This window comes from Streptomyces sp. NPDC091282 (assembly GCF_044757385.1).
Classification (GTDB): Bacteria; Actinomycetota; Actinomycetes; order Streptomycetales; family Streptomycetaceae; genus Streptomyces; species Streptomyces gramineus.
In genome coordinates this window covers 733,594-753,012 of the sequence record NZ_JBIVUX010000003.1, presented here as the reverse complement: position 1 = coordinate 753,012, position 19,419 = coordinate 733,594, and the positions used below count along the sequence as shown (strand labels likewise).

Genomic DNA, 19,419 nt, shown 5'->3' with positions numbered 1-19,419 from the left:
GGAGGGGTGAACTGACCAGTGGAAATCTCGGCCGCAGGACGCTTCGAGGTCCGTATCACCGCTGCTGACGTGGGCAAACGGGTCTCCGTGCGCCGTTTGGCCGGAAATGGCCCCGTCGGGGAGAAGTTCACCGACACGGTGGGTGTTCTCACATCATGGGACGACGACGGCACGCTGACGATCACGCGGCGGGACGGCGAAATCGTCCGGATACCCGCGTCCGCGCTGGTGGCCGCCAAGGTGGTGCCGGCCGCCCCGGCGCGCCGCCGGGGACCGGCGGCGACGTACCGCGAACTCGCGCGTGTCGCCTCGCGCGGCTGGCCGGCGCTGGAGAGCGAGCCGCTCGGCGCGTGGGAGCTGCGGGCCTCCGGAGGGTTCACCCGGCGGGCGAACAGCGCGCTGCCGACGGGCGATCCGGGGCTGCCGCTCGACGCCGCCCTGGACGCCGTACGGCGGTGGTACGGCGACCGTGGGCTGCCCGCGTACGTGCAGACCGCGACCGGCGCCGAGGGCACCCAGGAGCTGCTCGGCGCGGAGCTGGAACGGCGCGGCTGGGTGCGTGAGGTGAGCGCCGAGCTGTGGACCGGGAGCCTGGCGCCGGTGGCGGACCGGGCCGAGGGCGCCGGTGTGCTGCTCTCCCGGTCGGCCGACGAGGCCTGGCTGGCGCGCTACCAGCGCAAGGGCGTCAGCGAGGTCGCGCTGCGGGTGCTGACCGCGGGGCCGTCCGTGTGGTTCGCGACCGTTCGCGGCGAGGGCGCCCCGGCGGCCATCGGGCGGCTGGTGGTGGACGGCCGGTGGGCCGGTTTCGCCGCCGTCGAGGTCGATCCGGCGCTGCGCCGCCGGGGGCTGGCCCGCGAGGTCATGGCCGCGCTCGCCCGGCGGGCACTGGAGGAGGGCGCCTCGGCGGCCTGGCTCCAGGTGGAGACGGACAACACGGGAGCGCGGGCGCTGTACACCGGGCTGGGGTTCGGCGCGCACCACGCGTACCACCACTACAGGGCGCCGGGAGCGGACGGCCGCTGAGGCCGCCGCGGTACGGGACGTCCCGGAAGGGCACGAAAGAGCTATGCACCCCTCTGTTCCAGATCCGGATCCGGCACCGCGCGCGCGACTGCGACCGCCGGCACCGGAACGGGCCGCCGACATCGGCCGCCGGTTCGGCGAGGAGGTGCGCTCCGAGCGGCCCGACCTGGCGACGCTGTGCCTGCTGCTGGGCGCGGCGGCCGACGGCTCGCTGGACGAGGCCGGCCTCGACGCGGCCCAGATGGAACTGGACCGGCTGGCCGGGCAGCTGCCGTACCGGCCGGGCGGACCGCTCGCCTGGGCCACCGCGGCCCACCGCCTGCTGGGCGACCGGACCGGCTTCCACGGCACCGCCTCCGACTACCGTCGCCTGGAGTCCTCGCTGCTGCACGAGGTGCTGCGGCGGCGGCGCGGGCTGCCGATCCTGCTGTCCGTGGTCTGGCTGGAGGTCACCCGGCGGGCCGGGGCACCGGTGCACGGGGTCGCGCTGCCGGGGCACTTCGTGGTCGGTTTCGGGCCGGCCGAGGAGCAGGTGCTGGCCGATCCGTTCGCCGGCGGGCGGGTGCTGAGCGGGGCGGACGCGCGGACGCTGGTGGAGGGGGCGACGGGGGTGCCGCTGGAGCCGGCGATGCTGGAACCGGCCGATCCGCTGGACGTCCTGCGCCGGATCCTGAACAACGTGCGGGCCTGGGCGGCGGCCCGGCCCGAGCGGTCGGACGTGGGCCTGTGGGCGGTGGACCTGTCCCTGCTCATGCCCGCGCACCCGGCCAGGCTGCGCTACGACCGGGCCCGGCTGCTGGTGCAGCGGGGCGACTTCACGGACGGCGCCGACGAACTGGACGAGTACGCCGGGCTGATCGACGCGGTCGACGAGAGCGCGGCGGAGAAGGTGCGGGGCGAGGCACGGGCGGCCCGCGCCCGGCTGAACTGACCTGCCCCGCGCGCCCCTTCCGCGCGGGCCCGCCGGTCCGCTACAGCCAGCCCTTCTCCCGCGCGATGCGGACCGCCTCGGCCCGGTTGCGGACCGCCAGCTTCTGGATGGCCGTCGAGAGGTAGTTGCGCACCGTCCCCTGCGAAAGGTGCAGGGCCGCGGCCAGTTCGGCGTTCGTGGAGCCGTCGGCGGCCGCGCGCAGGACCTCCCGCTCGCGGTCGGTGAGGGGGTTTGCGCCCTCCGCGAGGGCCGCCGCCGCCAGCGTGGGATCGATGACGCGCTCGCCTGCCAGGACCTTGCGGACCGCCGCGGCGAGCTGGGCGGCGGGGGCGTCCTTGACCAGGAACGCGTCGGCGCCCGCCTCCATCGCGCTGCGCAGGTAGCCGGGCCGCCCGAAGGTGGTCAGCACGACCAGCTTCACGGCCGGCAGCGCCTTGTGCAGCCGGGCCGCCGCCTCGATGCCCGTACAGCCCGGCATCTCGATGTCGAGCAGGGCGACGTCGACGGCGTGCTGCCGTGCGGCCGCCAGCACCTCGTCGCCGCGCGCGACCTGGGCCACGACCTCGATGTCGTCCTCCAGGCCCAGCAGGGCGGCGAGCGCCTCACGGACCATCGACTGGTCCTCGGCGAGGAGGACCTTGATCGTGCTGCTCATGCCCCGGATCCTACGGCCCCTCCGGTGCCGAGCGGGACCCGGGCGACCAGCCGGAAACCCCGCTTCGCACGGCCCGCCTCCAGCGTGCCGCCGGCCTTCTCCAGCCGCTCGGTGAGCCCGGTGAGACCGTTGCCGGGGCCCGTGCCCGAGCCGCCCGAGCCGTTGTCCTCCACGGAGAGTTCGAGGACCGGGCCGTCCAGGGTCTGACGGCGCAGTACCTCCACCGTGCAGGCGCTCGCGCCGCTGTGCCGTACGACGTTGGTGACCGCCTCGCGCAGCGCCCACGCCAGGGCCGCCTCGCCCTCCTCCGGCACTCCGGTGAGGTCCGGCTCGGCCGGCACCTCGGCGGTGACGGCGGCCGCGGTCAGGGCCACCTGGGCGCCCGCGAGTTCGGCGGCGAGCCGGGGGCGCCGGTATCCGGAGACGGCCTCCCGGACGTCCACCAGGGCCTGCCGGCTGACCTGTTCGATGTCGGAGACCTGCTGGGCCGCCTTGTCGGGGTGGCCGGGCAGCATCCGTCCCGCCAGCTCGCTCTTCAGGGTGATGAGGGAGAGCGAGTGGCCCAGCAGGTCGTGCAGGTCCCGGGCGAGGCGCAACCGCTCCTCGTTGGCGGCCAGTTGGGCGACGGTGGCACGGGCCTTGCGCAACTCGATCGTGGTGGCGACCAGTTGCCGTACGCCGATCATGGAGTAGCCGATCAGGAGCACCACCAGGAACAGGCCCCAGGCCTCGTCCAGGTCGTGGTGGTACCAGCCCGCCAGCATCATGGCCGCGGTGTTCAGCGGGATCGTCCAGTAGGCGATCCGCAGCGGGAAGGTCACCCCGCACATCACGGAGACGTACACGAACAGACCGAACCAGGAGCCGCCGAGGCCGAAGGCCAGGGCGATCGCGAGCGCCCCCTCGACGGCGATCGCCGCGTCGACGATCCAGCCCCGGAAGGGGCGGCCCATGGAGCGGAAGACGATGGCCAGGTAGATGCCGACGAAGGCCGCCAGGCCCGCCCAGCCGGCCGCGGTGGCCGCGCTGCCGTGGTGGCCGGCGGCCAGGTCCTGCGCCGGGGAGGCGAGATAGATCAGCCATGGCAGGACCCACACCATCTTGCGCACTGCCTCGCCCCGGCTGCGGGGCGGCTGGCCGATGCGCACCAGCCGGTCCCCGCGCGTCCGCTCGTCGGGCCAGGGGCCTTCCGTCATCGTGCTCACGCCTTCAGCGTGTCCTTCCGGTACAGCCAGGCCGCGCCGCCGACGAACAGGGCGAAGAAGACGACGAGGATGGCGATGTCCTGGGTTTTCGGGGCCTGGCTCTGCTCGATGGCCCGTCCCAGTGCAGCGTACGCGTGCGTGGGCAGCCACTTCGCGATGTCCTGGAGCCAGGTCGGGAAGGACGAGGAGGGCCACCACAGGCCGCCGAGGATCGACAGGCCGAAGTAGGTGATCATCGTGATCGGGCGGACCGCGTCCCCGGAGGCCAGGTAGCCGATGGCCACGCCGAGCGCGGCGAAGACCAGGCTGCCGGCCCAGATGGCGCCGGTGAGCGCGAGCCACTGCCAGGCGTCCAGCCGTACGTCCTTCACCGTCGCGGCGATCACGAAGACGACCACGATGGACGGCAGGCTGACCACGGCGGCGCTGGCGGTCTTGGCGAGGACGTAGCCACGGCCGGGCAGGGTGGTCAGGCGCAGCTGCCGCACCCAGCCGCTCTCCCGCTCCTTGGCGATGCGCTCGCTGTTGCCCATCAGGACGGCGGTCAGGGCGCCGAAGGAGGCCATGGAGACCATGACGTAGGCCGCCACCGAGAGCCCCGTGTCGTCGACGGTCTGGCTGGTGTCGCCCTGGCTGGCGACCAGCAGGAAGATGATCGACGGGTAGATCACCGAGAAGAACAGGAACTTGCGGTTGCGCAGGGCCCGCGCGAGCTCCAGCTTGATCAGCGCGTTCATGACTGCGTGGCCTCCTTGGCCTCCTCGGCCTCCGTGATGGCGACGAAGGCCTGCTCCAGACCGAGCCCGGCGACTTCGAGGTTGTGCGGGTAGACACCGAGGCCGTAGAGCGCGTGGACGGTGGCGTCGGCGTCGGTGGACTGGATGCGGATCGTCTGGCCGGAGATGTCGACGGCCGTCAGGAAGGGCAGCGCCCGCAGCGGCGCCTCGTCGATGTCGCCCTCCAGGTCGAAGGAGATCCGCCGCGCGCCCGCCTTCGCCTTGATCTCGGCGGCGGTCCCGTCGGCCAGCAGCCGCCCGCGGTGCAGCACCAGCACCCGGTCGGCGATGGCGTCGGCCTCTTCGAGGTAGTGGGTGGCGAACAGGACGGTACGGCCCTGGTCGGCCTGGTCGCGCATGGTGGCCCAGAACGCCTGGCGGGCCGAGACGTCCATGCCGGTGGTCGGCTCGTCCAGGACGATCAGGTCGCTGTCGCCGGCGGTCGCGAGCGCGAACCGGACGCGCTGGGACTGGCCGCCGGAGAGCTTGTTGACCTTGCGGTCGGCGATCTGCGAGATGCCCGCGCGGGCGAGGACGTCGCTGACCTTGTAGGGCTTGGGGTGCAGCCGGCAGGCGAGCTGCACGAGTTCGGCGACCGTGACCTCGTCCATCAGGCCGCCGCTCTGCAGCATCGCGCCCACCCGGCCGGCGACGATGGCCTCCCGCGGGCTCGTGCCGAACACGGTCACCGCGCCGGTGTCGGCCTGCTTGAGGCCGAGCAGCAGGTCGAGCGTGGTCGACTTGCCCGCGCCGTTCGGCCCGAGCAGGGCCACGGTCTCCCCCGGGTGCAGCCGCAACGTGAGCCCGTCGACGGCCCGCACCTTCCCGTACGTCTTGCTCACCTGGTCGAACCCGACCACCACCGGGGTGTCGGTGGCGGTGGTCGCCGCTGTCGTTGTCATGTCTCCATGCTGACGGCCGGGCCGGGTCCTGGAGCAGTGCCGACCGTCCACAGTGCCGTATGACAGATGTCATCCGCCGGGCGTGACACACGAAGAAGGGGCGCCCGGTGTGCACCGGGCGCCCCTTTCTTCGGGCCGGACTCAGCTCGGGTCGGTCGCGATGACCCCGACCCGCTCGGCCGTGGTCTTGCCGACCAGCGCCTTGCGCAGCGCGGAGGCCACGTCCTGCGGGGTGACGGCGGTCTTCTGCCCGGTGCCGCGGGTGATCAGCACGCCGTCGAAGGTGGCGCCGTACGCCTTCTTGAGGGCGTCGAGGTCGTACGTCTCCACCAGCTTGCCGCCGACGGCCTTGAAACCGAGGATCTTCGGCAGCGACACCGCGCCGAACGGGATGCTGTGCACCGCGTCCGTGCGCACGATGACGTTGGCGGACATCGCCGGCTGAGCGAAGTCCTTCATCTCGCGGTCGACCTCGGCATTGGAGACCGTCGGCTGCACGGTGGCCGTCGGGACGGAGACCGCGGAGGCGGTGCCCGTCTCCACCATCGACTCGTACGCCTGCTCGACGGCCTTCGTGGAGCCGGCCGCGTCGATGCCCTTGCCGGCCTTGCCGTAGACCGCGACGGCCTTGCCGCCGGTGAACTTGATCGTGCCCTCGGTGGCCGAACCCGAGCCGCTGCCCAGGCCCTTGAGGGCGGCCTGGAGCTTCTCCTCGTCGGTGGGCATGCTCGGGTCGACGACCCGCTTCTGCCCGAACAGGGAACCGATCACGGAGACCGGGTTGTAGTCGCTCTTGGCGGCCTCGTCGACGGTGGCCTGCATGTCGAACTGCAGGCCCGCCTGGGACGGCGGCAGGGCGACGGCCTTGCCGTCGACCGACAGCTTCAGCGGCTTGTTCACCCGCGGGCCGAACGCGTCGGTGAGCTTCTTGACGGCGTCGTCCCGGGTGCCGCCGCCGATGTCGACGCCGAGCACCGTGGTGCCCTTGGGCACGTCGGAGTGGTTCATCAGGAGCCCGGCACCGTAGGCGCCGAGGCCCGCGACCACCACGACGCCGACGAGCAGCGGCAGTTTGCCGCGCTTCTTCTTCGCCTTCGCCTTGGCCTTGGTCTGGGCCGGCGGCGGCGTGACCGGCGTGGGCAGCTTCGGAGGCGTGTGCGGCTGCGGTCCGTCGCCCGGGGCGCCCGGCGCGAACGGGGAGTTCACGCCCGGCGGCACGACCGGGATACCGCTGGTGACGGTGTGTCCGGAGACGTTGTCCGCCGGAGATCCGTAGCCGGGCATGCCCGGTTCGGGGGCGGGCTTCTGCGGGGTGAGGATCGCGGTGTCGTCGCTCAGGCCGCCGCCGGGGCCGAGGCCGGAACCGGCGGGGGCGGTGCGCACGCCGGGTCCGGCCTGGGCGGAACGGCCCGCGGGGCCGCCGGGGCGGGTGCCGGGACCGGCCGGGCCGCCCGGCGCGCCGAACGGCTCGCCGCCGGCCGGGGCCGCGCCGCCGGTGACCGGCGGGATGAACGGGCCGTCCCCGGTGACCGGGCCGCCGGTGGGGCCCGCCGGGCCCTGCGGGCCGCCGGCACCGCCGGGACGGCCGGTGCCGTTGAAGCCGCTCGGGCCGCCGGGGCCGGCCGGGCCGCCGCCGGGCGTGCCGGAACCGGTCTGGGCGCCGTTCTGGCCGTCGTTCTCGGAGAAGTAGGGCAGTTCGTCCCGCCGGGGCTCGCCGGGGCCGCTCGCGCCGCCGCGGGGGCCGCCGAGCGGGCCCGCGGCGAGCGCCTCGGTCACGTCGAAGGATCCGGTGCCGCCGCCGTGGCCGGGGGCCACCGGGCCGCCGGTGGCGCCCGTGGGCAGCCCGGCGCCGTTGGTGGAGCCGGGCCGGGACGTGCCGGGCACGCTCATCGAGCCGACGACACCGCCGGGACGGCCGCCGTTCGTCCGCGGGGCACCGGGGGCACCGGGGGTGCCGGGTGCGGCCGGGGCGGTGGGCGGCGCGGCCGGCGAACCGCCGGGCGCGCCCGCGCCGTTGGCGGCGCCGCCTCGCTGACCGCCCTTGGCGGGACCGGACTTGCGCGGCGCGAACCAGTCGCTCTGCTTCTCGCCGGGACCGGGCGCGGGCGGCGCGGTCTCGGCGGGCGGCTCGACGCCGCCGGCGGACGGGGCGGCGCCCGTCGGCTGCGCGTGCGTGCCCGTCTCCTCACCGGCGCCGGCGTCGGCGTCGGTGACGGGGGTGCGGACGACCACCGGCGGAATCGGCCGGGATCCGGGGATGTTGATCCGGATCCGGGTCGTCAGCGTGGTCTCGGTCCTTCGTTCCTCCGGCTGCGCGGCCGGCCGGCCGGCGCCCGTCCCGTCGTCGGAAGCCATGGGGGTCCCGTACGGCGGCGTGCCCGAGGGGTAAGCGGCTCCCCCGTGCCCGTCGGGCCCGGAGGAAGGAGTGTCAGTTTCACGACTCAAGGCAGGTTCTCCCGGTTGGCTCCACCGCCCGTACGACCTTGCTGCGGGCGGCTCGGCGGCGCGCACCACCATACTGGCCACTTCTGGCGCTTATCCCATGACCGCTGGGGAAACCCACACCGGACTCGCACGCGCGCCGTACGGCGAAGTGGTACGTCACTTGCCAAGTCGGGCGGGATCCGCGTCGGGTTGCCGCCCCAAACCTATAGTGGCGCAGATCACAGCCAGCGCCATACCGCCGAGCAGGAAGAGGTAGGAACCGCCTCCCGCGCCGAACAGGAAGTCGCCCTCGGGTCTGCTGGCGGTGAGGAAGATGACGGCGACGACCCAGCCGAACGCGGGCGCCACGGCCCCCGAGCGGCTGCCCAGCGCGCGCGCTCCGCCGACGAACAGCCCGGCGGCACCGGCGAGGGCGAGCAGCAGGCCGCCGGGGAACCAGGCGGCCTGGACGAGGGCCCCGGCGACGCCGACGGCCACGCCGAGCACGGCCAGCCCGAGCAGGGCGGCGAACCGTCCGACGGAGGGGAACTGCAACGGTTGCGCGAGCATCGAGCCGCGTCCGGCGGAACTCATGACGCCTCCTGGACGGGCAGGCCGAGACCGGCGAAGAGATCGCTCTCGCGCCCGGCGCCCGGTTCCGCGCCCGCCAACTCGTAGTACTCGGTGGTGAACACGGGCTGCGCCAGTTCGTTGGAGAGCGCGAAGCAGGGGGCGCCGTGCGGTGCCATCTCGATCTGGGTGGCGTGGGCCGCCATCGCGGCGGTCTTCGCGCCGGCGTACGCCGTGCCGTCGATCGCGGTGGTGATCCGGCCGTCGTCGACCACGCCCGGCACGTCGTCGAGGGTGGCGGCCTTCTCGAACGGGAGGCCGGGCAGGTCGTCGTGGAGCCGGGCGAAGGCGGCCTCGGCGACCGCGCGCGGGACGCGGTTCCAGTAGACCTTGGCGACACGGTGGCCGGCGTCGGCGGCCAGCTCGACGGCCCGTACGGCGACGCGGTGGGCCTGGATGTGGTCCGGATGGCCGTACCCGCCGTTGTCGTCATAGGTGACGACGACCTGGGGGCGGGTCTCCAGGATCACCTCGGCCAGGAGTCCGGCCGCCTCGTCGACGTCGGCCTGCCAGAAGCAGTGCGGGTCCTCGTTGTCGGCGGTGCCCATCATGCCGGAGTCCCGGTAGCGGCCGGGGCCGCCGAGCAGCCGGACGTCACCGACGCCCAGCTCGCGCATGGCGGCGACCAGCTCGCCCCGGCGGTGCTCGCCGAGCGCGGGACCGGTCAGGTGCCGCAGCCGGGGCGGGATGACCTCGCCGCCCTCGCCGAGGGTGCAGGTGACAAGGGTCACCTGGGCACCCTCGCGCGCGTAGCGGGCCATGGTGGCGCCGTTGTTGATCGACTCGTCGTCCGGGTGCGCGTGCACCAGCAGCAGACGCCGGGCGGGTAGCGGCCGGGCGGGCGGTTCCGTCATGTGCCCAGCCTACGAAACGCCACCGGTGACGCCACGCAGCCCCGGTCGACGAGGCCGACCGGGCCGGACGGCGGCGGGGGTCAGAACTTGATGCTGCCGATCATGCTGGCGACGTTCGTCGTCAGATCGCTGATCGTCGGCGCGATGGTCGAGGAGGCGAGATAGAAACCGAGCAGCATGCAGACGACCGCATGCCCGCCCTTCAGACCCGACTTCTTGATCAGCAAGAAGACGACGATCGCCAGCAGCACTACCGCCGAAATCGAGAGTGCCACGGCGGCTCACCTCCAAAGATCCCAGGGACGCGGGGGGTTCGGGTATGGGGGTTGTAGATCGGTACAGCACATCCATGCGCAAGCCAGCAGGTTCATACCCACTCAGCGGTAGTGATCATAACTATGCGTGCTCGCGCATCGCTCGGCGCACGGCCGCACAAGGGGGCGCATGGCCAATATGGTCAGGGCATGAAGACCGAGGCTGTCTCATTCCCCCGCCGGCACGCCCGCACCCAGCGTTTCACGCTCGGCGCGCCGCGCGCGTTCACCGTGGCCCCCGACGGCTCCCGGGTGGCGTTCCTGCGCTCCGGATCCGGTACGGACCGGGCCAACTCCCTGTGGATCCTGGACGTTCCGAGTGGTGAGGAGCGCCTGGCGGCCGACCCGCGCACCCTGCTCGGCGGTGCCGACGAGCACCTCTCGGCACAGGAACGGGCCCGCCGCGAACGCAGCCGCGAGGGCGGTGCCGGCATCGTCGGCTACGCCTGCGACGCGGCCCTTGAGCTGGCGGCTTTCGCCTTGTCAGGGCGGCTTTTCACGGCGGAGCCGAGGTCCGGCACGACGCGTGAACTCACGGTCCCCGGACCGGTGATCGACCCGCGCCCCTCCCCCGACGGCCGCCTGATCGCGTACGTCACTGAGGGCGCCCTGCGGGTCGTGGGCGCCGACGGCGAGGACGACCGGGCCCTGGCGGAACCGGAGTCGGAACAGGTCACCTACGGATCGGCCGAGTTCATCGCGGCCGAGGAGATGGGGCGTTCGCGCGGCTTCTGGTGGTCGCCGCGGTCCGACCGGCTGCTCGTGGCCCGCGTGGACGACACGCCGGTACGGCGGTGGTGGATCGCCGACCCCGCCCACCCCGGGCGTGAGCCACATCATGTCGCCTACCCGGCCGCGGGCACCGACAACGCCGAGGTACGGCTGTTCGCCTACGACCTCGAAGGGGGGCGCACGGAGGTCTCCTGGGACCGCGCACGCTACCCGTACGTGGCGCATGTGCACTGGTCAGAAGCGGGTGCTCCGCTGCTGCTCGTGCAGGCGCGGGACCAGCGCAGCCAGCTGTTCCTCGCGGTCGACCCGGCCTCCGGCGCGACCCGGATGGTGCACGCCGACGAAGATCCAACATGGCTTGAACTGTTCGGTGGAGTGCCCTGCTGGAGCCCTTCGGGACACCTGGTCCGGATCGCCGACGAGGGCGGCGCCCGGGTCCTCGCGGTGGGCGAACGCCCCCTCACGGGTGCGCAGTTGCACATCCGTGCGGTTCTCGACGTGACCGCCGACGACGTGCTGGTCTCCGCGTCCGCGGGCGAGGAGGCCGAGTCCCCCGAGATCGGCGAGGTACACGTCTACCGCGTCAACGAACTCGGCGTGGAGCGCGTGTCGCAGGAGCCCGGCGTGCACACGGCCGTGCGCGCCGGAGGCGTGACCGTTCTGGTCTCCACGGCGCTGGACACTCCGGGCGCGCGCGTCCAGGTGCTCCGTGACGGAAAACATCTGGCAACTGTCACGTCGCACGCCGAAGATCCCGGTTTGTCCCCGCGCGTGACCCTCACCGAGGGGGGCGCACGCCGAATTCCGTGCGCCGTGCTTATGCCACGGGACTACCACGGGGACACTCCCCTTCCGGTTCTGCTCGACCCCTACGGCGGTCCGCACGGCCAGCGCGTGGTCGCCGCCCACAACGCCCACCTCACCTCCCAGTGGTTCGCCGACCAGGGCTTCGCCGTCGTGGTCGCCGACGGGCGGGGCACCCCCGGCCGCTCGCCGGCCTGGGAGAAGGCCATCAAGGACGACGTCGCCGCGACCGTCCTGGAGGACCAGGTCGACGCCCTCCGGGCGCTCGCCGCCGACTTCCCGCTCGACCTGTCCAAGGTGGCGATCCGGGGCTGGTCCTTCGGCGGCTACCTCGCCGCGCTCGCGGCCCTGCGCCGCCCGGACGTCTTCCACGCGGCGGTGGTGGGCGCCCCGGTGACCGACCTGCGCCTGTACGACACCCACTACCAGGAGCGCTACCTCGGCGACCCGGGCGAGCAGCCGGAGGTGTACCGGCGCAACTCGGTGATCGACGACGCGGGCCTGGTCGACGCGGCCGAGCCGCACCGGCCGATGATGATCATCCATGGGCTGGCGGACGACAACGTGGTGGTGGCCCACTCGCTGCGCCTGTCCAGCGCCCTGCTGGCCGCGGGCCGCCCGCACGAGGTGCTCCCGCTGTCCGGCGTGACCCACATGACCCCGCAGGAACAGGTCGCGGAGAACCTGCTGCTGCTCCAGCTGGACTTCCTCCGGCGCGCTCTTGGACTCGGCTGAGCAACAGCGCTCCACAGAGCACCGCAGCCAATAATCGAGGAACCACGACGAAGCACCGGCCAGATCCGCGAGAGCGGCGCCGGTTCAGGCGTAAAAAGGGGCAACGGGCCGGGACGACATGGCGCGTCCCGGCCCGTTTACGGCACCCGCACGGCCGTACGCTGATTACAGTGCCGCGTCCGTATATCGGGACCGGGTCGGCGAAGTTGCCTGTGTGTTAACGCGATTGTCCCGGATATCTCCCGCTATGCACCCCCGTCGGCACGGCCGTCCGGTGCTTCCCCGGCCGGCTCCTCGGGCGGCACCACCTGCTTCTCCTCCGCGAAGTGACAGGCCGAGTCGTGCGCCGCCGGACCCGGCACCGAGCGGAACACCGCGGGCACCGCCAGCACCGGCACCTCCACCACGCACCGCTCCTCGGCCTTCCAGCACCGCGTGCGGAACCGGCACCCCGACGGGATGTTCGTCGGCGACGGCACGTCCCCGCTCAGGATGATCCGCTCCCGGCGCTCCCTCGCTTCCGGGTCGGGCACCGGTACCGCGGAGAGCAGGGCCTGGGTGTACGGGTGGGTCGGATGCTCGTAGATCTCCTCGTCCCTGCCGATCTCCACGATCCGGCCGAGGTACATCACCCCGACCCGGTCCGAGATGTGCCGGACGATCGACAGGTCGTGCGCGATGAAGACGTAACTCAGGTCGAAGTCGTTCTGGAGCCGGTCGAGCAGGTTGATCACCTGGGCCTGCACGGAGACGTCCAGCGCGGACACGGGTTCGTCCGCGACGATCACCTCGGGCCGCAGCGCCAGCCCCCGCGCGATCCCGATCCGCTGCCGCTGGCCGCCGGAGAACTGGTGCGGATAGCGGTTGATGTACTCGGGGTTGAGACCGACGACGTCCAGGAGCTCCCGGACCCGTTTGCGCCGGTCGCCCTTGGGAGCCGCCTCGGGGTGGATCTCGTACGGCTCGCCGATGATGTCGCCCACGGTCATCCGGGGGTTGAGGGAGGTGTACGGGTCCTGGAAGACCATCTGGATGTTGCGCCGGACCGCCTTCAGCGCCCGCCCGCTCAGCCTGGTGATGTCCTCGCCCCTGTACTTGATCAGCCCGGCCGTCGGCCGCTCCAGGTTGACCAGCATCTTGGCGACCGTCGACTTGCCGCAGCCGGACTCCCCGACGATGCCGAGGGTCTCCCCCCTGCCGAGCACGAAGTCGACACCGTCGACGGCCTTGACGGCACCGATCTGTTTCTTGATCAAGATGCCCTGGGTCAACGGGTAGTGCTTGACCAGTCCGCTCACTTCGAGGATCGGATCAACCGTCGTGTCGGCCATCGAGGCACTCCCTCCAGAAGTGGCAGGCGCTGCCCCGGTGCCGGTCCACCTCGTACAGCGGTGGCTCGTCGGTGCGGCACACGTCCCGGGCCATCGGGCAGCGCGGGCTGAAGGCGCAGCCCGGAGGGATGTTCATGAGGTTGGGCGGCAGGCCCTTGATGGCGTAGAGCTCCTGGCCCTTCTGGTCCAGGCGCGGGATGGAGTCGAGGAGCCCGCGCGTGTACGGATGCGCGGGCGCCTTGTAGATGTCGTGCACCGGCGCGGACTCGACGATCCGTCCCGCGTACATCACGGCGATCCGGTCGGCGACGTCCGCGACCACGCCCAGGTCGTGGGTGATCAGGATCAGTCCCATGCGGTACTCGCGCTGCAACTCCGCCAGCAGATCCATGACCTGGGCCTGGACGGTGACGTCCAGCGCCGTGGTCGGTTCGTCGGCGATGACGAGCGCCGGCTCCAGGGCCAGCGCCATCGCGATCATGATGCGCTGGCGCATGCCCCCGGAGAACTGGTGCGGATAGTCCCGCACCCGCTGGGCGGCGCCCGGGATCCGCACCCGGTCCATCAGCTCGACCGACCTGGCCCGCGCGTCCTTGCGGGACATCCCCCGGTGCACGACGAACATCTCGCCGAGCTGGTCGCCCACGCTGAGCACCGGGTTGAGCGCCGACAGCGCGTCCTGGAAGATCATGGCCATCCCGGCGCCGCGGATCCTGCGCCGCTCCTCCTCCTTGAGCTTCAGCAGGTCCTGCCCCTGGAAGAGGATCTCGCCGCCGCCGATCCGCCCCGGCGGCACGTCCAGGATCCCCATCACCGCCTGGGCCGTGACCGACTTCCCGGAGCCGGACTCCCCGAGGACGGCCAGCGTCTCGCCGGCGTCGACGGCGTAGAAGACCCCGTTGACCGCCTTCGCGATCCCGTCCCGGGTCCGGAACTCCACGTGCAGGTCGCGCACTTCGAGCAGCACGGCGGCGCTCACCTCAGCTTCGGGTCGAGGGCGTCGCGCACCGCGTCGCCGAGCATGATGAAGGCCAGGACGGTGAGCGCGAGGGCACCGGAGGGCCACAGCAGCGCGTGCGGGGCGTTGCGGATGTAGGGCGAGGCCGCGGAGATGTCGATGCCCCAGGAGACGCTCGGCGGTTTCAGGCCGACGCCGAGGTAGGACAGGGTCGCCTCCAGGGCGATGTACGTGCCGAGCGCGATGGTGGCCACCACGATCACCGGGGCCACCGCGTTGGGCGCGATGTGGCGCAGCAGGATCCGGGAGTTGGAGGCGCCGAGGGCGCGGGCGGCCTGGACGTAGTCGTTCTGCTTGGCGGTGATCACCGAGCCGCGGGCGATCCGGGAGATCTGCGGCCAGCCCAGCAGCACCATGAACCCGATGACCGGCCAGACGGTGTTGCTGGTCACCACGGACAGGAGGACGAGACCGCCGAGGACGACCGGGATCGCGAAGAAGACGTCGGTGACCCGGGAGAGCAGCGAGTCCCAGAACCCGCCGAAGAAGCCGGCCAGTCCGCCGAGCACCGACCCGAGCAGCGCGACCCCGAGCGTGGCGCAGACGCCGACGGTGACGGAGGCGCGGGCGCCGTAGACGGTGCGGGTGTAGACGTTGCAGCCCTGTCCGTCGTACCCGAAGGGCGCGCCCGGCCCGGCGCCGTCCTGGGACTTGGCGAGGTCGCACGTGAGGGGGGAGCCGGAGGCGATCAGGGACGGCCACAGGGAGATGACGACGAGAAAGAGGATGACGAGGGCGGAGACGACGAAGACCGGGTTGCGGCGCAGGTCCCGCCAGGCGTCGGACCAGAGGGAACGTGCCTCCTCCGACGGGCCGGTGCCCGGCGGGCCGCCGGGCGTCCGCTCCAGCGTCTGCGCCTCGCTCGCCGCCAGGTCCATCGCCCCGCCCATGCCCGTGCCCGCGATGGCCCCCTCCTGTTCGTACGGCTGCTCAGGCATAGCGGATCCTCGGGTCGAGTACGGCGTAGAGCAGGTCCACCAGCAGGTTGGCCACCAGGAACACCAGGACCAGCACCGTCACGAAGCCCACCACCGTCTGGGTGTTCTGGCGGAGGATCCCCTGGTACAGCTGGTAGCCGACGCCGTGGATGTTGAAGATCCGCTCGGTGACGATGGCACCGCCCATGAGGGCGCCGATGTCGGTGCCGATGAAGGTGACGACCGGGATGAGGGAGTTGCGCAGCAGGTGCCGGGTGATGACCCGGTGCCTGGGCAGCCCTTTGGCGATCGCCGTACGGACGTAGTCGCTCCGCTTGTTCTCGGCGATGGAGGTGCGGGTCAGCCGGGTGACGTAGGCGAGCGACACGGAGGCGAGGACGAGCCCCGGCACGATCAGCTCGCCGAAGGTGGCCTCCGGTGAGACGGACGGCTTGATCCAGCGCCATTCCACGCCCAGCAGCAGCTGGAGCAGCAGGCCGGTGACGAAGGTCGGTACGGAGATGACGACCAGGGTCGCCAGCAGCACCCCGGTGTCGACGGGCCGTCCGCGCCGCAGGCCGGTCAGTACGCCGAGCGTGATGCCGACGACGACCTCCAGGACGATGGCCACGATCGTCAGCCGGATGGTGACCGGGAACGCGGTGGACATCAGCTCGGTGACCGGCTGCCCGTTGAACGCCGTACCGAAGTCGCCGGTGAAGACGTTCCCCATGTAGGTGAGGTATTGCTGCCACACCGGCTTGTCGAGTCCGAACTCCCTCTTCAGCTGGGCGGCGGTCGCCGGGTCGCAGGCCCGCTCCCCGCACAGTCCGGCGATCGGGTCGCCCATGACGTTGACCATCAGGAAGATCAGCAGCGTGGCCCCGACGAACACCGGGATCATCTGGAGCAGCCGCCGGACGACGTAGCGCCCCATGCCGGGTCAGCTGACCTTGATCTCGTTGTACACCGGGACGCTGAACGGGTTGAGGGCCACGTTCGAGAGCCGCTCGGAGTAGCCGGCGCTGCCGTTCTGGTACCAGAGCGGAATGGCGGCCATGTTGTCGCGGACCACCCCCTCGGCCTTCTGGAAGGTGGAGACGGCCTTGGCGGTGTCGGTCTCGGCGTTGGCCTGGTCGACGAGCTTGTCGAAGTCCTTGTTGGACCACTTGCCGTCGTTGGAGGAGGCGTTGGTGTAGTACAGCGGCTGGAGGAAGTTCTGGATGAGCGGGTAGTCCATCTGCCAGCCCGCGCGGAACGGCCCGGTCATCTTGTGCTGGCCGATCTGGTTGCGGAAGTCGGCGAAGGTGCCGACCGGGTTCCCGACGCACGCCTTGTCGTTGCCGAGCGCGTTGTTGATGGAGTTGCACACGGCGTCCACCCAGGTCCGGTGCGAGCCGGTGTCGGCGTTGTACGTGATCTTGAGCTGTCCGCCGGGCAGCCCCCCGCCCTCCTGGATCAGCTTCTTGGCCTGCGCCGGGTCGTAGTCGCAGGCGCTCCCGCACAGCCCTTCCTTGAAGCCGCCCGCCGCGCCGAGCACCGGGGAGGTCCAGTCGGTGGCCGGGGTGCGGGTGTTCTGGAAGATGGTGTCGGTGATCTGCTTCCGGTTGATGGCCATGGACAGCCCGGTGCGGACCTTCTCGGACCCGTTCTTGTTCCAGGCGCTGTCGTAGTAGGGGAAGGCGAGTGTCTGGATGATGCCGGCCGGGGTGTTGATGTAGCGGCCGCCGAGGTCGCTCTTGACGTTCTTCAGCTGGGCGGCCGGAATGTCGTCGACCAGGTCGAGGTTGCCGGCGATCAGGTCGGTGTAGGCGGTGTCGCTGTCGGTGTAGACCTTGAGCGTCACTCCATCGTTGCGCGCCTTGTCCGCACCGGGGTAGCCGTCCCACTTCTTCAGGGACATCTGCGATCCCTTGGTGTACGACTCGATGGTGTACGGCCCGTTGCCGACCGGCTGTTTCAGCCAGCCGGCGTGGTCGGTGAAGAAGGTCCGGGGCAGCGGGGCGAAGGCCGCGTAGCCGAGGGTGTCGGGGAAGCTGGAGAACTTCTGGTTCAGCTTGACGGTGAAGGTCTTGTCGTCGACGGCCTTCAGGCCGGAGAGCGCGTCGGCGCTCTGGCCGCCGCTGTCGGGGTGGACCTTGTCGTACCCCTCGATGTAGCCGAAGAAGTAGGCGTTCTTCTGGTTGTTCTTGAGGCTCGCCCCGTAGTTCCAGGCGTCGACGAAGGAGCGGGCGGTGATCTTCTCGCCGTTGGAGAAGGTCCAGCCGTCCTTGAGGGTGATCGTGTAGTTCTGCGAGTCACTGGTGTCGATCTTCTGGGCGAGCATGTCCTGGGCCTTGCCGGTCTTCGGGTCGTACTTCTTCAGACCCCGGAAGATCATGTCGAGGACCTTGCCGCCCTGGACCTCGTTGGTGTTGGCCGGCTCCAGGGGGTTCTGGGGGTCGCCCCAGGAGGAGCTGAGCACGCCGCTGCCACCGCCGCCGCCTCCACCGCCGTTGCCGCCGCCGCAGGCCGTGGCGGCGACTGCCGTCACCACCGCGCAGGCCGCCCATCGGGCGTGCGTGGCTGAGCGCATGGCGTGCCTCCTCCGTGAAGGGTGATCAGTGATTGGTGCACTACCGGTCAATATCGACTCAATCGGTAGATACCGCTCACCCACTGCCCCGAACGGCGGCCCCCCGGACCCTCCACGCCGACCTTTAGGGGGACACGTCACCCGATTGCGGATGCCCCCGGGAGCCGCTTGAGGATCTTGACCGAAGGGCGCAATGGATCTCCGCGCAACGATGCCGAAACGTTGGATTCCAACCCGTCGATGTACGGATTTCGGCACATCAGCGTCCGCATAACGAACTCATTGCCCGTTTGGCCCGATTGGCCCGAACTAAAGCACGGATCGATCACGAGGTGCTACCCGCGTAGCTACGGAATGGTCAAGTACAGGCAAAGAAGGCAAAGAGAAACCCAAGCCGACCGAGATTTTATTGACCGTGAATGAATTGCGTTGAAAAAGTCCGGCATAGCCCGTAGGGGAGCGCCCTGCGGAGTCACTCAGACCCTCCCTTGGGCCAGGAGCACCATGACCCCCCCAACTCCATCCGCGGCTGCCCCGCTCGAGGTGACCGACGAGACCGAGAAGAAGTCGAACGCTTCGGACGGCTCGAAGGGCAGCGAGAGCAGGTCGCCGGGCCGCCTTGCCTGGAAGCGCTTCAAGCGCGACCGGACGGGCGTTATATCCGCTTACGTCGTGATCTTCTTCTTCGCGATCGCGATAGCGGCCCCGCTGATAGCGAAGCTGTACGGCAAGAACCCGTACACGACGTACGCCAGTGACCGCCCCGAGCTGCTGGACGCCTTCTCGTACCCGGCGGGCCCGAACGGCGGCATGAGCTCGGAGTTCTGGTTCGGCATCGAGCCGCAGCTGGGCCGGGACGTCTTCACGTTCCTGCTCTACGGCATCCGGACCTCGCTCGGCATCGCCGTCGCCGCGACCATCCTGACCTGCGTGGCGGGCGTCGTGATCGGCGTCACGGCCGGCTACCTGGGCGGCAAGACCGACTACCTGGTCAGCCGGATCATCGACATCGTCCTGTCGTTCCCGTCGACCCTGTTCTTCATCGCCTTCATGCCGGTCGTCTACGGCCTGTTCGTCGCCCCCGACGACAACGTGCCGACCTGGCTGATCGCCGTCTCGCTGATCGTCGTGCTGTCCGCCTTCGGCTGGGCGTCCATCGCCCGTCTGCTGCGCGGCCAGGTACTCGGCCTGCGCGAGCGGGAGTTCGTCGAAGCGGCCAAGGTCACGGGCGCGTCTCCGATGCGGATCGTGTTCAAGGAGCTTCTGCCCAACCTGTGGACTCCGATCATCATCCAGTCCACCCTCATGCTGCCGGCCTACGTGACCGCCGAGGCCGGTCTGGCCTTCCTCGGCGTCGGCATCACCGATCCGACCCCGGACTGGGGCGTCATGATCGGGCGAGGTGCCCAGTTCTACTCGCAGGACTTCACCTTCATGCTCTTCCCGGGCCTTTCGATGGTGATCTTCGTCCTCGCGTTCAACCTGCTCGGTGACTCCGTGCGCGACGCGCTCGACCCGAAGTCCAAGCGGTAGCCCTCCAGCTCCATCCGGCCCGGTTCAACGACGTCCGGCTGGTACCGACCGTTCCGAATT

17 protein-coding genes are annotated in these 19,419 nt (G+C 71.2%); 4 read left to right on the top strand and 13 right to left on the bottom strand.

Annotation, left to right across the window (positions count from 1 at the left end; genetic code table 11):
- Window positions 1-18: 18 nt before the first annotated feature.
- Window positions 19-1,023 carry a GNAT family N-acetyltransferase gene (locus ACIQOE_RS17325; protein WP_401412201.1) on the top strand — a complete coding sequence of 335 codons (1,005 nt, stop codon included), beginning with the start codon at window positions 19-21 and terminating at the stop codon, window positions 1,021-1,023.
- A gap of 43 nt (window positions 1,024-1,066) precedes the next feature.
- Entirely contained in the window at window positions 1,067-1,954 is an 888-nt protein-coding gene (locus ACIQOE_RS17320) for a transglutaminase-like domain-containing protein (protein WP_351318962.1), read from the top strand.
- A gap of 40 nt (window positions 1,955-1,994) precedes the next feature.
- On the opposite strand, the gene ACIQOE_RS17315 is transcribed toward ACIQOE_RS17320, so the two are convergent.
- The 8 genes from ACIQOE_RS17315 to ACIQOE_RS17280 form a co-directional block, all read right to left on the bottom strand.
- Window positions 1,995-2,609, bottom strand: a complete 615-nt coding sequence (locus tag ACIQOE_RS17315; RefSeq protein ID WP_351318960.1) for a response regulator transcription factor — start codon at window positions 2,607-2,609, stop codon at window positions 1,995-1,997.
- A complete protein-coding gene (locus ACIQOE_RS17310) occupies window positions 2,606-3,805 on the bottom strand; it encodes a histidine kinase (RefSeq protein ID WP_365565290.1) in 1,200 nt (399 codons plus the stop codon). The genes ACIQOE_RS17315 and ACIQOE_RS17310 overlap by 4 nt, the downstream gene beginning before the upstream one ends.
- A gap of 5 nt (window positions 3,806-3,810) precedes the next feature.
- Window positions 3,811-4,551: an ABC transporter permease gene (locus ACIQOE_RS17305; RefSeq protein ID WP_351318958.1), complete on the bottom strand. Its 741-nt coding sequence runs from the start codon at window positions 4,549-4,551 to the stop codon at window positions 3,811-3,813.
- Window positions 4,548-5,492: an ABC transporter ATP-binding protein gene (locus ACIQOE_RS17300; RefSeq protein WP_365573853.1), complete on the bottom strand. Its 945-nt coding sequence runs from the start codon at window positions 5,490-5,492 to the stop codon at window positions 4,548-4,550. Before ACIQOE_RS17300 ends, ACIQOE_RS17305 begins: the two co-directional genes overlap by 4 nt.
- A 141-nt stretch (window positions 5,493-5,633) precedes the next feature.
- Complete coding sequence (locus ACIQOE_RS17295; protein ID WP_401412198.1) at window positions 5,634-7,937, bottom strand: hypothetical protein; 2,304 nt, start codon at window positions 7,935-7,937, stop codon at window positions 5,634-5,636.
- 156 nt (window positions 7,938-8,093) lie between these two features.
- A complete protein-coding gene (locus ACIQOE_RS17290; protein ID WP_351318952.1) occupies window positions 8,094-8,510 on the bottom strand; it encodes a DUF6113 family protein in 417 nt (138 codons plus the stop codon).
- The gene (gene mshB, locus ACIQOE_RS17285; protein WP_401412195.1) at window positions 8,507-9,400 is read right to left on the bottom strand and encodes an N-acetyl-1-D-myo-inositol-2-amino-2-deoxy-alpha-D-glucopyranoside deacetylase; all 894 of its coding nucleotides are present in this window, start codon (window positions 9,398-9,400) and stop codon (window positions 8,507-8,509) included. The genes ACIQOE_RS17290 and mshB overlap by 4 nt, the downstream gene beginning before the upstream one ends.
- Window positions 9,401-9,480: 80 nt before the next feature.
- The gene (locus ACIQOE_RS17280) at window positions 9,481-9,675 is read right to left on the bottom strand and encodes a hypothetical protein (RefSeq protein WP_351318948.1); all 195 of its coding nucleotides are present in this window, start codon (window positions 9,673-9,675) and stop codon (window positions 9,481-9,483) included.
- Window positions 9,676-9,864: 189 nt separating this feature from the next.
- On the opposite strand from ACIQOE_RS17280, the gene ACIQOE_RS17275 reads away from it, so the two are divergent.
- On the top strand, window positions 9,865-11,985 hold the full coding sequence (locus ACIQOE_RS17275) for a prolyl oligopeptidase family serine peptidase (protein WP_401412193.1): 2,121 nt from the start codon (window positions 9,865-9,867) through the stop codon (window positions 11,983-11,985).
- Window positions 11,986-12,230: 245 nt separating this feature from the next.
- Here ACIQOE_RS17275 and ACIQOE_RS17270 read toward each other — a convergent pair whose 3' ends face one another.
- The 5 genes from ACIQOE_RS17270 to ACIQOE_RS17250 are packed head-to-tail and all read right to left on the bottom strand — an operon-like array spanning window position 12,231 to window position 17,826.
- Window positions 12,231-13,316, bottom strand: a complete 1,086-nt coding sequence (locus ACIQOE_RS17270) for a dipeptide ABC transporter ATP-binding protein (protein ID WP_365565247.1) — start codon at window positions 13,314-13,316, stop codon at window positions 12,231-12,233.
- Complete coding sequence (locus tag ACIQOE_RS17265) at window positions 13,297-14,283, bottom strand: ABC transporter ATP-binding protein (RefSeq protein ID WP_401412191.1); 987 nt, start codon at window positions 14,281-14,283, stop codon at window positions 13,297-13,299. The genes ACIQOE_RS17270 and ACIQOE_RS17265 overlap by 20 nt, the downstream gene beginning before the upstream one ends.
- An 8-nt stretch (window positions 14,284-14,291) precedes the next feature.
- Window positions 14,292-15,272, bottom strand: a complete 981-nt coding sequence (locus ACIQOE_RS17260) for an ABC transporter permease (RefSeq protein WP_399012288.1) — start codon at window positions 15,270-15,272, stop codon at window positions 14,292-14,294.
- On the bottom strand, window positions 15,265-16,188 hold the full coding sequence (locus ACIQOE_RS17255; RefSeq protein WP_351318938.1) for an ABC transporter permease: 924 nt from the start codon (window positions 16,186-16,188) through the stop codon (window positions 15,265-15,267). The genes ACIQOE_RS17260 and ACIQOE_RS17255 overlap by 8 nt, the downstream gene beginning before the upstream one ends.
- Window positions 16,189-16,194: 6 nt before the next feature.
- Window positions 16,195-17,826, bottom strand: a complete 1,632-nt coding sequence (locus tag ACIQOE_RS17250; RefSeq protein ID WP_365573838.1) for an ABC transporter substrate-binding protein — start codon at window positions 17,824-17,826, stop codon at window positions 16,195-16,197.
- Window positions 17,827-18,369: 543 nt separating this feature from the next.
- On the opposite strand from ACIQOE_RS17250, the gene ACIQOE_RS17245 reads away from it, so the two are divergent.
- Window positions 18,370-19,359: an ABC transporter permease gene (locus tag ACIQOE_RS17245; RefSeq protein WP_399012290.1), complete on the top strand. Its 990-nt coding sequence runs from the start codon at window positions 18,370-18,372 to the stop codon at window positions 19,357-19,359.
- The last annotated feature ends 60 nt before the right edge of the window (window positions 19,360-19,419 follow it).

What these genes read in the sequence shown, in the direction of transcription:
- ACIQOE_RS17290 (WP_351318952.1), bottom strand. Translation starts at nt 8,510, where the DNA reads ATGAGTTCCGCCGGACGCGGCTCGATGCTCGCGCAACCGTTGCAGTTC.
- ACIQOE_RS17250 (WP_365573838.1), bottom strand. Translation starts at nt 17,826, where the DNA reads ATGCGCTCAGCCACGCACGCCCGATGGGCGGCCTGCGCGGTGGTGACG.
- ACIQOE_RS17315 (WP_351318960.1), bottom strand. Translation starts at nt 2,609, where the DNA reads ATGAGCAGCACGATCAAGGTCCTCCTCGCCGAGGACCAGTCGATGGTC.
- ACIQOE_RS17275 (WP_401412193.1), top strand. Translation starts at nt 9,865, where the DNA reads ATGAAGACCGAGGCTGTCTCATTCCCCCGCCGGCACGCCCGCACCCAG.
- ACIQOE_RS17320 (WP_351318962.1), top strand. Translation starts at nt 1,067, where the DNA reads ATGCACCCCTCTGTTCCAGATCCGGATCCGGCACCGCGCGCGCGACTG.
- ACIQOE_RS17300 (WP_365573853.1), bottom strand. Translation starts at nt 5,492, where the DNA reads ATGACAACGACAGCGGCGACCACCGCCACCGACACCCCGGTGGTGGTC.
- ACIQOE_RS17305 (WP_351318958.1), bottom strand. Translation starts at nt 4,551, where the DNA reads ATGAACGCGCTGATCAAGCTGGAGCTCGCGCGGGCCCTGCGCAACCGC.
- ACIQOE_RS17260 (WP_399012288.1), bottom strand. Translation starts at nt 15,272, where the DNA reads ATGCCTGAGCAGCCGTACGAACAGGAGGGGGCCATCGCGGGCACGGGC.
- mshB (WP_401412195.1), bottom strand. Translation starts at nt 9,400, where the DNA reads ATGACGGAACCGCCCGCCCGGCCGCTACCCGCCCGGCGTCTGCTGCTG.
- ACIQOE_RS17255 (WP_351318938.1), bottom strand. Translation starts at nt 16,188, where the DNA reads ATGGGGCGCTACGTCGTCCGGCGGCTGCTCCAGATGATCCCGGTGTTC.
- ACIQOE_RS17310 (WP_365565290.1), bottom strand. Translation starts at nt 3,805, where the DNA reads ATGACGGAAGGCCCCTGGCCCGACGAGCGGACGCGCGGGGACCGGCTG.
- ACIQOE_RS17270 (WP_365565247.1), bottom strand. Translation starts at nt 13,316, where the DNA reads ATGGCCGACACGACGGTTGATCCGATCCTCGAAGTGAGCGGACTGGTC.